Raw genomic sequence first — 14,969 nt, 5'->3', positions numbered from 1 at the left:
AACTGGAGAACCCTTTCTAAATTAATAAAAATGACCGTCCCCGTAGAAAATGAAATAAATCAATAATAAAAGACCCCTCAGTACCCTTTCATTTGTTATTAAAATAAAATCACTATGAACTTTTTAAAACTGCTCATTTATTTTCTGCTGTCATTTTTTATTTTGATCAGCTGTAAGCCTAAGGAACAGCAGATTCCTGAAACATTTATCCAGCCTGGAATCTCAAAAACATTGGCTACGCATCGAGCCGCCCAAATCAGTACCGTTAACTATGAATTGTTATTTGATATTCCAGCCAATCAATCCGATACAATTCAGGCCAAAATTCAAATTACCCTTAATCTATCGGAAAAAACTTTCCCTCTCATATTAGATTTAATGGACGGCCAGGGTGAAATCCATGAACTAAAAGTAAATGGGAAAGAAGGAGCATTTGAAAGAAAGTCCGACCATCTAATTATACATTCCCATCAATTAAAAACAGGAACCAACCAATTGGACATAAGCATGAGCGTGGGAGACCTTTCTTTAAACAGAAATGAGGATTATCTATATACACTATTAGTTCCAGCAAGAGCATCCAGTGTTTTTCCCTGTTTTGATCAACCAGATTTAAAAGCAAGTTACGACCTGCAATTGAAAGTACCTGAACAGTGGTCAACGGTTGCTAATGGAAAAATACTATCTGTCACGAATAATGAACAAGAAAAAACAAAAAACATCAAGTACACCAATACAAAAGCAATACCTACCTACCTTTTCGCATTTGCCGCTGGTAAATTTAATAAAATGGAAAAAGAAATTGAGGGCCGAAAATTTACTATGTATTTCAGAGAAACAGATACTGCAAAAGTAAATTGTAACGCCCAACAAATATTTGATCTCCATGCCAAAGCTTACAATTGGTTGGAAAATTACACCGATATCCCATATCCTTTTGAAAGCTATGAATTCCTTGCAATTCCTTCCTTCCAATACGGGGGAATGGAACACCCTGGAGCTATATGGTACAAAGCTTCTTCTCTCTTTTTGGAGAAAAATCCAACAAGGAATCAAGAGCTAAGTAGAGCCCAACTCATTGCCCACGAAGTAGCACACATGTGGTTTGGTGATCTAGTAACAATGAAATGGTTCAATGATGTATGGTTAAAAGAAGTATTTGCCAACTTTATGGCCGATAAAATCACACAACCAGATTTCCCGGATATTAACCACCAACTAAAATTTTTATTCTCCCATTATCCTTCCGCTTATCATACGGATAGAAGTGCAGGAACCCATCCCATTCAGCAAGAATTGAACAACTTAAAAGATGCAGGTTCTTTGTATGGAAATATCATCTACAAGAAAGCTCCCATTGTAATGAAGCATCTAGAAAACCGCATTGGAGAAAAAGCCATGCAAAATGGCCTACAAAATTACCTTTCTAAATTTCAAATGGGTAATGCTACCTGGGATGACTTGATCGCAATATTGAGCGAAACCTCGGGAAATGATCTTAATCAATGGAACCAAGACTGGATCAAATCGGCAGGAATGCCCCATTTTAAGACCAAGGAGGTTAGCCAGGATAAGGAATTAAAAGAATTGGTTATTGAACAAACTGCTGATCGTATTTATCAACAAGACCTTAATATTGCAGTAGTTTACCAAGACACCACAGATTTATATCCTCTAAGTAGTATTAAAAAGGAAAGCACCATCAATGAACTAAAAAATTCCGCCATTCCTGAGTACATAAATATTTTTGGAAGCGGCTATGAATACGGCTATTATTCCCTTAATCCTGAACAAACAAGTTGGTTACTCGGAAAGGTAAATGAAGAAGAGGAAGAATCCAGAAGATTTGTTTATTGGATGACACTTTGGGAAAATTTTTTAAACGAAAATATTAACCCTGATGATCTTTTAAAATCCCTAATACAATCTGTTCAAAAAGAAGAAAACCCTATCATTCTGAGTTATACATTGAAAAAAATTCCTGCTATTTATTGGCGGTTTCTAAACAAAGAACAAAAAACCAATAAAATTTCCTCCCTTGAAAAGATTTTGTGGGATCGCATGAAAAAAGAAAAAAATAGCAGCCTTAAACGTCAACTATGGAATAGCTATAAAGAATTGGCTTCCAGTAAAAATGGCTTAAACAACTTATTTAAAATCTGGCAGAAGAAAATATTTATTCCGAATCTACCCCTTTCCGAAAAGGATTATACTTCCGTAGCGGTAAATCTCTGCCTAAGGGAACATCCCAATTGGGAACAAATACTAAAGCAACAACCTAATCGAATCAAAAATCCGGATCGTAAAAAAGAATTTGAATTTATAACCCCTGCGCTCTCAAATGATCCCAATGAAAGAGAATCCTTTTTCAATAGTATAAAAAACCTTGAAAATCGCAACAATGAAAGTTGGGTACAAAAGGGAATCGCATACTTACACTATCCCAACAGAACAAATTCTTCGGAAAAATACCTAAAAGAAACATTGGACCTATTAGAGGAACTACAACAAACAGGAGATATCTTCTTCCCAGGAAGAGTTTTGGAAAACACCTTCGCATGGTACAGCAATGCTAATGCAAATCAAATAGTAGACCAATTCCTGGAAGAAAACCCTAATTATCCAAAAAAGTTAAAAAACAAGATCCTTCAGGCCGCCGATATGATGAAAAGGAGCCTTGCGATTCGGAAGGTATATAATATCAAAAACTGAAAATAAAACTAGTACAAGATACACAAACCCTGGTTGATACCAGGGTTTATTTTAAGAAAAAAAGGTTTCAGTGCCCATCAGGAACCCTAATATACCCTTTTCAGCTTTGTTATTTTCAGAATTTGACTCCATTTATAAAGTGATCGCACTTTTATCTGTACTATACCATTTTGCTGTTGCCCAAAAGAGAGCGGTTCTGGCTTTATAGTGTTTAGTTTTAAGTTGTACCAACTTCAATTTTGCCTGGATCAATTTGGTTTCCCGGGAATTAATTAAAAATAAGGAGCTTTCCCCTTCCAGAGATTTTTCTTTTTCCCCTTCCAATAAATTATTATAATTTTTGACCATCCCGGAGTAAAGGGTAAGCTGTTTTTGCAAGTTTAATTGTTCATTATGGTATTTCTTTGCCTTGTTCCGCAGCTCTTGTAGCTTATATCGTCGGGACAATTGGACTTCCCGAATTTTAAGATTTGTCAGCTGAAGATCACCTCTCTGTTTCCTCAAAAAAACAGGAAAGCTGAATTCCAATCCCCATTTATAATTTTGAGTAGAGAAACTCATATCCCCTTCATATCTCATTGTTTGCTGAAGGGCATTATAAGTAAGATTAATATTGGGCTTTAAGGCATCCTTTTTTAGTTTTCTTTCCCAATTTAAATCACCTAATTTAAAATCATATAATTGCATTTCGGGGTGTGTTTCCTCAAACTGAAAAAGAAGAGAATGAATGCTATCATATGGAATCGCTTCTACCAGATCTGATTTATTCAAGTCAATAGGCCTCAACCCTTCCGTAATTTCTAGTGGGCGGTTATCTTCATCCCACAGATAATTAGAAAGATCCAAAGTATGGTTTTGGTAAAGCAATTGAGACTCATTTCGACTAATTAACCGGTCCTGATACTGAATAAAAGCTTCTAAGGTATCTATTGCGGCCTTATCACCATATAAAAAACTCTTTTTTGTGGCTTCAAAACGTTTTTCCGCGAGCTGGACATATTCTTCATAAATCTGATATTGATTCCATGCCTCTGCCCATTTCCAATATTGTTGCATGGCCTGGTAATATAGATCGTTCATTATTTTTAATTGTTCAGCTTTTGTGGATTGAGCAAATAGTTGGGCTTGTCTGAGTATCGCTCTCCTTTTATCAATAAACAAACCTTTCCCCAAAGACATAGAAACCCCTACATTCCACAAACCATCTGCTGGTAACTTATTTTCCGGATTTAGATACTTACCTTCATTCTGATCAAAACCGGCCTTCACTTCCATTCCATACCAGGTGGGAATTTTTAATCCTGTACTTAAAAGTTTATAGTATTCTTTTTCATCGAAATATTTTTGATCAAAGTTCCCATAAAGGTAAGGGTCAAAATTTCCCTTGGCACTTTTTACCTTATTATCTCCTTTTTCAAGTTGTAATTCTGCTTTTTTTGCAACAGGGTGGTTATTATCTATCCACCAAATAAATTGTTCGGGAGTAAATATATTATCGCTGTCCTGACCGAATAGATGAATGGGCATGCTCCATACTACCATCCATAGGTATAGCTTCCATTTCATAAAAATCGAGGATATTTTTGATTAAAACACCTGTCTATTAGACCTTTAATTACCTGATTACCCTATTTTTGGGTGCTGAAAAAATTTGGTTAATACACCCCTTACCCTTGTAAGGAATATTTTAACTCTTTTTGGTATCTTTTGCCTGGCCTACTTTGGCTGATTTATAATAATCCGGCGGAAAACCATTTAGTTTTCTCCATAACTCATACCAAATAGGAACCTCTTTTAACAATGCCACACCATACGCCCCGGCCCCCACTCGTATATCATCAGGCCATGGTACATCATTAGAATCCGCAGCTACTAGGATACGATATTTACCGTTATCACTTATAAAATTGTCAATGGCCACAATTTCTCCCCCAAAAGTTCCAAAGGAAAGATTTGGCCAACCTGAAAAAACAATTGAAGGCCATCCGTCAAATACAAATCTTACCTTTTGTTCCTTTTCTAATAAAGGAAGATCCATAGGATGTACGTACATTTCCACAGCCAAATCATAATCGGCTGGCATAATACTGATCAATACTTCTCCTTCTTTGATCGTCTCACCAATTCCGGAGCGTATGGTTTTAGTAATATATCCATCCTGTGGGGAAGTAATGTGGTACAAGCCCTTTCTGACCAAATAATTTTTATACTGATTTTGCATTTTGGTTAACCCAGCCTGGGCATCATAACTGTTGGATAAGGCAGTATATTTATCAGCCTCCAACTTTGCCAGTTTATCCTTGAATTGACTTTTTAAGGAATTAAGCTCAACTTTTGCATTTATTAGTTGATTTCTACTGCTTTGTAATTTGTTGGCAGAACCAATCTTTTTAGCCTGACTTTCTTGCAACTTTAGCTTACGACTTTCCAGCTCAGTTAGAGATTTAAGCCCATTTTCATAAAGCTTTTCCATTCGATTAAGCTGTTTTAAGGAAATTTCATAGTTTGTATTAGCCGCCTGATAATCCATACTATCTGATTGAACTTTTAATTTTGCCTGCTGGATATAATTAACCGCCTGTTCAATCTTAAGATCCCTAGTTTGTTTAAATGCCTTAATCTGATCACCCAGAGCCTGAACTTTGGAACCATAAGAATTTACGCTTTGCTCCTTTGCTTTTATTTGCAATTCAGTCCGTTTCAATAATTCCGGATCAAAATACTGATCTTTCACTTCGGAAATAAACAATAAAGTATCACCCTTATGTACAAAATCACCTTCCCTTATAAACCACTTTTCTATTTTCCCTCCAATAACGGATTGTATCATTTGAGGACGCTGCTCTGGCTGAAGTGTAGTTACATACCCTCTGGAACTTATATTCTGTGTCCAGGGTAAAAAAATCACAACCAATAAAATTAAGAACAGAACACTCAATACCCTTAAAAATATTTTTCCAGCCTTGTGGTTTTTCAGTAGAGAAAATGTCTGAAATTCCTCAGTATGAATTTTCCCTTCAATTATATTCTTACTAACGTTAAGCATATATTTCCTTTGTTTGAAAGACTTTTGAAAACCAACCTTTGTCTATTGAATTTGAAAAATTATCGTCGGCAATAAATTTACCCTTTTCCAGGACCAACAACCTTTGGAATTTTTTGGCCACCATTGGATCATTTGAAATAGCAATGACCGTACACTCCTGGGCAAGCAGGTAGTTTAAAAAGCGTTCTTTTACTTCATTATTCAGTTGATTAAAATTATCCTCCAACAAAATGAGTTTCGGATTTCCTATAAGACATCTAGCAAGCTTTATTTTAAGCCGTACACTTTTAGGAAGACTTTTTCCTTCGGGAAGAAGAAGCGTATTATACCCCTCCTTGAGGTTTTCTATAAATTCAGTCAATCCAACAAGGGAAGTAACTTTTTGAAGTTCTTCGAAAGAAATGTCTGGCTTCCCTAATGTGATGTTTTCCTGAAGGCTTCCTTTAAATATATCCTCACCGGAAAGGCTATCACCAGTAATGGAACGAAGTTCTTCCATATTGAGGTTTCCCAATGGGATCTTATCAAATGAAAGAGAACCAGAAAAACCCTCATAAAACCCAGCTACAATCTGAAGAAATAAAGATTTACCTGATCCATTTTCTCCCGATAAACATACTTTCTCTCCTGTCTTAATTGAAACATCCAGATCGCTTAAAAGCCTTTCCCTTCTACCTTTAAACTTAAAGGAAAGTCTTCTTAATTGAACGGAGATTCCCTTCTTATTGGAAAACATTTTGGTACCGTTATCCCGCTCCAGTGGAATGTCTGTAATATTTCCAAGCTTCTCAATGGCTGTTAAAACGTCATATACGGTCTCCATGCTTAAAATGAGCTTCTCCACGGAAGTCAAGACAAGGATTATAATGATCTCTGAGGCAACAAATTGTCCTATATTCATTTTCTGGTTAATTACCAGCAACCCTCCAATAACGAGAAGCCCAGCAGCAATAACCACTTTAAAACCCACCAGATTAATATATTGGATCACTAGCGTCTTAAAATGGGATTTCCGTGAGGTCAAATAACCGCTTACCAGCTGGTCTGTCCTTTCCAAAGGAAGTGGTGTTTTCCCTGCTAACTTGATAGTTTCCATAGCTCTTGCCAGTTCTTCAAGCCAATGGGCCACCTCATATTTATAGGAGGAAGTCATCAGGCTTGTTTTTAACCCTCTAGGTGCTGTGAATCGAAAGATCAAATAGACTATAACCACAAGCAATACACTGAAAAGAATGAAAAAGGGATGATAAAGAGAAAGTAATATTAATCCAAAAATCACCTGCAAAGATGCCCTTGAAAAGTCAATCAATATCTTGGACAAACCTTTTTGTACGGAAAGGGTATCAAAAAAGCGATTGACCAATTCAGGAATATAAGATTTATCTACTGCTTCCAGTTTTAGTCTGGGAATCCGATAAGCAAACTCAAAAGCGGAACGGGAGAAGATCTTTTGCTGCAGGTTTTCTGACACCGAAAGTTGCATAATTTGCAAAACCCCTGTAAAAGCTACCCCGGCTATTACTATTACCACCAGGACCACCCAGGAAGTAGAAACCTGACCAACCCTTATAAGGTTGATAATCGCCTGGATACCAAGAGGCAAAGTGAGCGTAATGATACCATTAAAAAGTGCATACACATAAATACTTATTACCTCTTGCCTGTCCACCTTCAGCAAATTGAAGAAGCGCTTAATGGGAGAAATGACAGATATATTCTTCATAGAATAACTAATTTTTGATTTTCATTTTGCCGAATTCACCTTAGTTCTGCTTTGTTTTTATTTAAATTAATACAACTACTTACATGAAAGTATGTAATTCTTTTTATTTTAATTTAATTACACACAAATATAATAGTAATACTATCATTTTAAAATTATTAAAAAAGAAATTACATTTCACTTTAAAAAAGAAATCATCAAGTGGGTCACTTACCTGATTATTAACCAATTGTAATTCCCTAAGGGGGAGGATCACAATTTTCATTGGTAATTCTACTCCAAATGGACTTTGAATCTTGCCTCCTATATTTGTTAGCCTACTGACTTTTATTAATTTGAGAAAATTCAAAATAGATGACTGAAATTCTATCTGGATCCATTTTTATCTAGCTTCTATTATGTCCATATTGATTATTTCCAAACAAAAGAATACCAAACTCCTGGTTAATGCCCTACGAAAAAAAATACGCAATACTCCCATTTATGTTTACCCTGAGGATACCCCAAAAGAAATAGTAGAGTATGTCCTTTGCTGGAAAGCCGAAAAAGACATCCTTCAAAATTTCCCCAACCTTAAGGCCATACAATCATTAGGAGCAGGGGTAGAACATATTTTTGACACCCAAAACATTAGTCAAAAAATTCCAGTAGCCAGAATTGTTGACCCTCAGCTATCAGAAGACATGTGGGAATTTCTATTAGCAATCACTTTGAACCACATCAAAAACTTACCCCTTTACCACAGTCAACAAGTAAAACAAGAATGGCAACAACATGCCTATAAAACTATAAAATCCACCACTGTCTCAATTTTAGGGCTTGGAAAAATTGGAAGTTTTGTAGCTGGTAATTTTGGGGCTTTAGGATTCCCAACTCAGGGGTGGTCAACCTCTAAAAAAGAAATTAAATTTGTTAAAAGTTATTTTGGGGAATCCGGATTGATCAAAATGCTCCAAAACACAGATGTATTAATTAATTTATTACCTCTGACGAACTCTACAAAGGGAATCTTAAACAAAAAAAACCTTATCCAATTAAAAAAAGGAGCTTTTTTGATAAATGTGGGCAGAGGTGCACATTTATTAGAAAAAGACCTTTTAAAGCTTTTAGACGCCGGATATTTATCAGCTGCAGCTTTGGATGTTTTTAACCAGGAGCCCCTTCCCCCTGATCACCCTTTTTGGAAACATCCAAAAATTAGGATAACCCCTCATAATGCCAGCTTAACCAATATAGAAACCGCTTTAGAACAGATTGTGGAAAACTACCACCGAATGAAAAAAAATCAGCCCTTATTAAACCAAGTTTCTCATAAGAAAGGGTATTGATAAACTTTTATGGGCCGGAATTCTACTAATAAAAGGTGCTCCCATTATACACAGCTTTAAAACGGAAAGAAAATTGACAGGATAGCCCTTTTGGTCAATTAAATCAATTTTTAAGAAAGAAACCCCATGAAGAAGGCTTCACAAATAAGGATGAAAAAATGGGTCATGGGAATCCTGACAACCAATTAAATTAAACTTTTTCAGAATAAATTTAATACAATAATATTGTTCAAACACAAAAAACATTATTATATTTGTCTTCGGATGGAGTTCACTAGCTTTAGCTAGCCTTCTGTTTCTTAATATTGGGGAAGAAAATTAGAGAAACGAGAATGCTCCTTGCAGCTCTTACTTGACTGCATACCCTAATTCGTTTATACTTAAATAAATGAATTAGGAATTATGCATACACACCAAAATCACCACCAACCCAAAATCATCCATTTATCAGAGATTAAAGATTGCTTGTCTTCCCTCAATTTGTTGGATGAGATTTCCCAAGGTTTCGTCGCTTATTCTAAAGGAGAAGCCATATTACCCCCAGTTGGGGAAATGCTTTTTAATAATCCTCCTGGTGAAGTTCATATTAAATATGGTTATTTAAACTCTGAAAATTATTATGTAATAAAAATAGCTTCTGGATTTTACCAAAACCCCTCCCTGGGTCTTTCTTCTAGTCAGGGGACAATGCTCCTTTTTGATAAAAACACAGGGGTTCTCCTTAGCATTTTACTAGACCATGGGCACTTAACAGATGTTCGCACTGCTGTGGCTGGAGCAATAGCTGCAAAATATTTGGCACCCGTCTCAGCTAAACAAATTGGTATAGTAGGAACAGGAATTCAAGCTAAAATGCAGTTAGAATACCTCCAAGAGGTCCACCCCTGCAGAAAGGTAATGGTTTGGGGAAGAACAGCATCAAAGGCAAAAGATTTCCAAAAGAGTTTTGCTAGGACCGAATGGAATGTTGAGGCTTGTGACGATTTGGAAAACTTGTGCCGAAACTCCCAAATTATTGTGACCACAACACCCTCAAAATCTCCCCTTATTAAAAAAGAATGGATACAAAAGGGCACCCATATTACTGCAATTGGTTCTGATACAGCTGAAAAAATTGAACTAGACCCTTCCCTCCTTGCTCATGCCGATAAATTAGTAGTAGATAGCCTGGAACAAAGTAATAGTCGGGGAGAAGTATTTAGAGCGGTGGAAGCTCAAAAAATCTCAAGAGGTCATTTGGTGGAATTAGGAAGCCTAATAACTAATCCCTCACTGGGACGAAAATCTACCGAAGACATCACCATAGCTGATTTAACAGGATTAGCAGTACAGGATTTAATGATTGCAAAAGGTGTTTTTGAATACTATAAAAGATAAAATATGAACATTCGAACTTTTGATTTGGAACGCATACAGTCTTTGTATGAAAATACTGTTGAATTTAATTTGACGGAAAGTGGTTTTCATCCTTTTAGTCTTAAAGAACTATTAACCCCTGAAGAATTGGATGAAATTAATAACACTACTCTGGGGTATGGGCAAACCAACGGCTCTATTCCCCTACGTAAACGGATTGCTTCCCTTTACCCCAATTGCCATGAGGAAAACATCTTAGTTACCAATGGTTCATCTGAAGCAAATTTTGTGGCTTGCCATACCCTTCTTAAAAAAGGGGATGAGGTAGTCATGATGGTTCCCAATTACATGCAAATCTGGGGGATTGCGGAGGAAATGGGGGCTATTCCCAAATCATTTCCTCTTTTGGAGAAAAATAACTGGACTCCTAATCTTGAGGAGCTGGAAAAACAGGTAACCTCCAAAACCAAGATGATTGCACTGTGCAACCCTAACAATCCAACGGGATATACACTGAGCCCAGAAGAAATGGAGGCCATTGTAAAGATAGCTAAAAAAGTAGGGGCATGGATTTACTGCGATGAAGTGTACAAAGGCGCAGAATTAAATGGAGAAGAAATACCTAGTTTTTTCGGACTATATGATAAAGTAGTAGTAAATGGTGGGTTATCTAAGGCCTATGCACTTCCAGGCCTGCGGTTAGGTTGGCTAGCTGGACCCCAAGAAGTTATGGCAAATAGCTGGGCTTATCACGATTATACTTCCATCACAGCTGGAATTCTTAGTCATAAAGTGGGGGAAATTGCTTTAAGACCAGAAAGAAGAGCCCAAATTTTAAACCGAAACCGGAAAATGTTAAATGAGAACCTTTCCCATTTAAAACAATGGATTGATCAACATGGAGAACTTTTTCGATTCCTACCTCCTAAGGCAGGCGGAATGGCATTCATGCATTACAATCTAGATATCAATTCTACGGAGCTTTCGAATTGGTTACGTATAAATAAAAATGTATTTATTGTACCTGGGGATTGCTATGGAATGGATCGTTTCATTAGAATCGGGATAGGTGAAAGAAAAGACTTTTTGATTCAAGGTTTGGAAAGAATTAAAGAAGGTTTAGAAGAAATCCATTCCTTAAAAAGTTAACTTGAAAAATTCTTAATAACCTTCCGCATTAAAACTAATGCCAGCAATTTATTAAAAAATAAAAAACCTATTAACCCAACCTTTCCAATAGGTTTTTTATTTTTCAATAATTATGAAGAGAAAAAGTAGAGGTGAAGATAATGCATATATCAAAAGGACAAAGTATAACTTAATTCAGGAACTAAAGATAATTGATTATACTCCATAATCTCCTCACTTATCGGATTGTAATATTCTCCTACCACGGCCTTATTATTGGTCAAATTTTGAATATCTAACTTAATCATGTGACTTACTTTTGTACGTTCCCTACGATAAGTCAAGCCAAGATTAACAGTAAAGACATCATCACCCTGAGCTGATAACTTTTCCTCAACATAAACACCATATCCTGCTGCTTTTGAGGACTCTAAATCTACGGGGGTAAAGAACTTCCCACCCGCCAAGGCTATTTTAAGGTTTAAACCAAGGCTTCGATTTTTTTCTGAGCTCCCCAATCGAAACTCCTTACCAAAAAGGAAATTCCCTCCATATTTTCCATTAAAGCGGCTCTCACGTTCCACCCCATCCATGGCCGTATAACGAGAATCATAAAGGGAAGCCGTAAATAAGTAAAAAAAATTATTAGCATAGAATCGCTCAAGAGTCAATTCCAGTCCATAATTACGGCCGGAACCCTCGTTCACAAAATCCAAGGCATAATACCCACCCATTGAATTGATCAAGGAAAAACTACTATTGGGATCATTTTCCACCGGTACATCCACTAATTGTTGATAATACACTTCGGCGTTGAAATTTAAATTTTCATTGATTTGATTTTGATAACCTATTACATAATGGAAAGCTCTTGTCATACTCATATCACGATTAGGAGTCGCAAAACTGCCATCGGCGTTCCTTACCTTTCCAAAATAATTTACCAGATTCTCCAATTTACTATGCACACCAAAGCCCGCATTTAAACTTTGACCAGCTTTAAAGGCCCAGCTTACTCCCAGCCGTGGTTCAATAGAATAACTGTTATTTAACAAGAAATGCATATAATGCAGACCACTGACAAAAGTTAACTGCTCATTTAGTCGATGTTTCCAGGAAGAATAAAACTGAAGTAAGGCGGCATTTCCTTTTTCATTTACCCCATTCACATATTGCTCTTCATCAAGGTCAAAAAAACCTGATTGAAAATTATAATTCATTTGGGTATATATGAACCCTGTTTCTAATTTATTTTGGGCATTAAATTTCTTATTTAAAGCGGTAGAAAATTTGGCTGAAATATTTGAAAGATCTTGATCAAAAACGGGTTGAACTTTTCCCAAAATGTACTCCTGATAATCCTCCCCATTGGAATTTCCTGCTAAGGAAACCGAAGAATGCAAATACGTATTGTTATTGATAGAATAAAAATGTTTTAAACCTACCACCCCTAGCTTTGAGTTGGATTTCCCTGTACCTAATAGACTATTCCCATTGTCCGTATTATCCTGACTTATGCTACTTAAACCACCTAAACCAAAAAGATCAAATATTCCAAGTTTTCGGGTAGGTACATATACTTTAAAAGATGCATCCTGGTACAATGGAATTCCTCCAAAATCAAGGATATTTAACTTATCCAGCAAAGCCAAAGAAGAATAACGATAATTTAATAAATAAGAGGCTCCACTCCCTTTCTTTATAGGGCCTTCTAAAGTAACATCGGTACCTAATACCCCCACACCAAGAGAATATTCTCTTTGTTCATTATTTCCTTTTCGCAACTGCATGTCAAAAACTCCGGAGAGGGCATTTCCATACTCTGGGGCAAAGGCACCTGTAAAAAAGTCCGAATTAGATAACATTTTACTGTTCAAAGCATTGATAGGACCACCCGTACTGCCTTCAGAGGAAAAATGATTTGGGTTAGGAATTTCAATTCCTTCTAATCGCCATAGTATACCACGGGAAGAGTTTCCTCTCACTATAATATCGTTGTCCCCCTCCGGACTTCCTGACACTCCGGCAAAAGCCGATACCATACGGGCGGGATCATTAAAAGAACCTGCAAAACGCTTTGTTTCCTCTACCGAAAAAGTTCGTGCACTGACACTTGCCATCTCATTAAGTACTTCCGCTTTTTGAGAATTAGCCTTCACTTCAATAGATTCCATCTTGACAATGGATTCAACCAACCCGACGGTAAGTATTGTTTCTTTGGAGGAACTAAGTAATATATTAGGGACTAGCCGCTCCTCATAACCCATGTAGGTAACTTTAAGATTTACTCTTCCCAAAAGCACATTTTCCAACCTGAAATTCCCTTCCAAATCTGTAGTTGAACCCAAGAAGGGTTCTGAGTCGAGAACAATTACATTAGCCCCAACTAGAGGCAGGCGTGTATCTTGGTCTATTATCTGCCCCCGAATGGTTTGGGTCAATTGTTGAGCAAATGCGGTTGAAACTTGCAAAAAGCACAATAGCAGTAAACTACCAACCCTTTCTAAGTTCTTCATTTTCTTTGGTGTTTTGGTTCCTTTTCAAGCTTTTACACCAAAGACAAGTAATCATCTTTTTACCCTTACTCCAAGATTAGATTCTTCAGAAAAAAATTGGTTTCAAAAACCATCAAGGCTCCCATTCGTCTTTTACAACTTTGTGGATAAGGCAATACTAACTGGTAAATTGTACGGAGAATAGAGAAGTAATCTTATTTAATAGGTTAATGAAAATAAAATAAACAATGAGGAATTTATATCGTCCAATGAAGAAAAATAAAAATCTGAGAAAAGTAAGATTGGATTAATATAATTAAATGAAAAAAGAAACTAGCTCAAGAAGGAACCTCCATGGGTATAATAAAGGTCAGAAAGGTTACTTCTCAAGATTATCCACTCCAATTATTCCTTTTTTTAAGCCATTAATCAAAAGCCCTGAAAGTTGTCTCCCAATCTGTTCAGGTGACATTTTCCCCTCAACTTTATACCAGGTATGTGTCCAATTTAAAGAAGAGAGAATGGCAAATACAGCAAAACGTTCATCTATATCTCTAAACTCATTGGTTTCCATTCCCTTTGTAATAATATCCCGGAAGCGTCCTTCATATTCCTCCCTTAAATCTAAAAATTTAGACAGGTTGGGTTCACTCAAATGTCTCCATTCATTGAAGAAAACTGCAGATGCAGCAGTGTTTTTTGTAATCACCTCTATATGAGCAATAATGGATTGCTCCAACTGCTTTGCGAAACTTAAATTTTCATTCTTAGGAATGGCATTGAGTTTTTCAAAAAAACGTTCGGCCATGCCAAAAATGATTTTTTGTAATATTTCCTCCTTAGAACGAATATGAGAATATAAACTTGCTGCTTCAATTCCTAATTCTTGGGCCAAATCACGCATGGAAGAGGCCGAATATCCCTTGGTACGGAACAATTCTGTTGCCTGAAGTTCAATTTGTTTCTTTCTTGATACCTTCTCCTTTGTAGTCATTCACTTGCTGTTTGTAAAAGAATCACTTTTTTCCATAAAATTCCCCACTACTACAAAAATCCTCCTATCGCAAAGTTATCTTTGCCTATCTTTGCCCCAATTTAACCGAAAAACAATTTTAAATAATATTCTACAATTCTCTTTAATAAGAACTTATTAATAATCCTTATTCAGGAGTTGGTGTTTT

The 14,969-nt window shown here is 36.4% G+C and carries 9 protein-coding genes; 4 read left to right on the top strand and 5 right to left on the bottom strand.

What is annotated here, in order from left to right; translation table 11 throughout:
• Window positions 1-114 precede the first annotated feature (114 nt).
• A complete protein-coding gene (locus E1171_RS19445) occupies window positions 115-2,712 on the top strand; it encodes a M1 family metallopeptidase (protein ID WP_155207727.1) in 2,598 nt (865 codons plus the stop codon).
• Between the two features lie 132 nt (window positions 2,713-2,844).
• Here the strand turns inward: E1171_RS19445 and E1171_RS19440 are convergent, their stop codons facing one another.
• The 3 genes from E1171_RS19440 to E1171_RS19430 all read right to left on the bottom strand — a co-directional run bounded on the left by E1171_RS19440 (window position 2,845) and on the right by E1171_RS19430 (window position 7,481).
• Window positions 2,845-4,278 (bottom strand): TolC family protein, encoded by a 1,434-nt coding sequence (locus tag E1171_RS19440; protein WP_155207726.1) that lies wholly within the window; start codon window positions 4,276-4,278, stop codon window positions 2,845-2,847.
• Window positions 4,279-4,399: 121 nt separating this feature from the next.
• Entirely contained in the window at window positions 4,400-5,758 is a 1,359-nt protein-coding gene (locus E1171_RS19435) for an HlyD family secretion protein (RefSeq protein WP_155207725.1), read from the bottom strand.
• The gene (locus tag E1171_RS19430; RefSeq protein WP_155207724.1) at window positions 5,751-7,481 is read right to left on the bottom strand and encodes a peptidase domain-containing ABC transporter; all 1,731 of its coding nucleotides are present in this window, start codon (window positions 7,479-7,481) and stop codon (window positions 5,751-5,753) included. Before E1171_RS19430 ends, E1171_RS19435 begins: the two co-directional genes overlap by 8 nt.
• A gap of 398 nt (window positions 7,482-7,879) precedes the next feature.
• Between E1171_RS19430 and E1171_RS19425 the strand changes: the two genes are divergently transcribed.
• The 3 genes from E1171_RS19425 to E1171_RS19415 all read left to right on the top strand — a co-directional run bounded on the left by E1171_RS19425 (window position 7,880) and on the right by E1171_RS19415 (window position 11,314).
• Complete coding sequence (locus tag E1171_RS19425; protein ID WP_155207723.1) at window positions 7,880-8,809, top strand: 2-hydroxyacid dehydrogenase; 930 nt, start codon at window positions 7,880-7,882, stop codon at window positions 8,807-8,809.
• A gap of 402 nt (window positions 8,810-9,211) precedes the next feature.
• Window positions 9,212-10,186: a Gfo/Idh/MocA family oxidoreductase gene (locus E1171_RS19420; protein WP_155207722.1), complete on the top strand. Its 975-nt coding sequence runs from the start codon at window positions 9,212-9,214 to the stop codon at window positions 10,184-10,186.
• Between the two features lie 3 nt (window positions 10,187-10,189).
• The gene (locus E1171_RS19415; RefSeq protein WP_155207721.1) at window positions 10,190-11,314 is read left to right on the top strand and encodes an aminotransferase class I/II-fold pyridoxal phosphate-dependent enzyme; all 1,125 of its coding nucleotides are present in this window, start codon (window positions 10,190-10,192) and stop codon (window positions 11,312-11,314) included.
• 149 nt (window positions 11,315-11,463) lie between these two features.
• On the opposite strand, the gene E1171_RS19410 is transcribed toward E1171_RS19415, so the two are convergent.
• Window positions 11,464-13,809: a TonB-dependent receptor gene (locus E1171_RS19410; RefSeq protein WP_155207720.1), complete on the bottom strand. Its 2,346-nt coding sequence runs from the start codon at window positions 13,807-13,809 to the stop codon at window positions 11,464-11,466.
• A 358-nt stretch (window positions 13,810-14,167) separates the two neighbouring features.
• Window positions 14,168-14,782, bottom strand: a complete 615-nt coding sequence (locus E1171_RS19405; protein WP_155207719.1) for a TetR/AcrR family transcriptional regulator — start codon at window positions 14,780-14,782, stop codon at window positions 14,168-14,170.
• Window positions 14,783-14,969: the final 187 nt, after the last annotated feature.

Origin of the sequence: Xanthovirga aplysinae (genome assembly GCF_009711365.1) — a bacterium.
In the GTDB taxonomy this organism is placed as follows: Bacteria; Bacteroidota; Bacteroidia; order Cytophagales; family Cyclobacteriaceae; genus Xanthovirga; species Xanthovirga aplysinae.
This window is presented reverse-complemented; position numbering and strand designations above follow the sequence as displayed.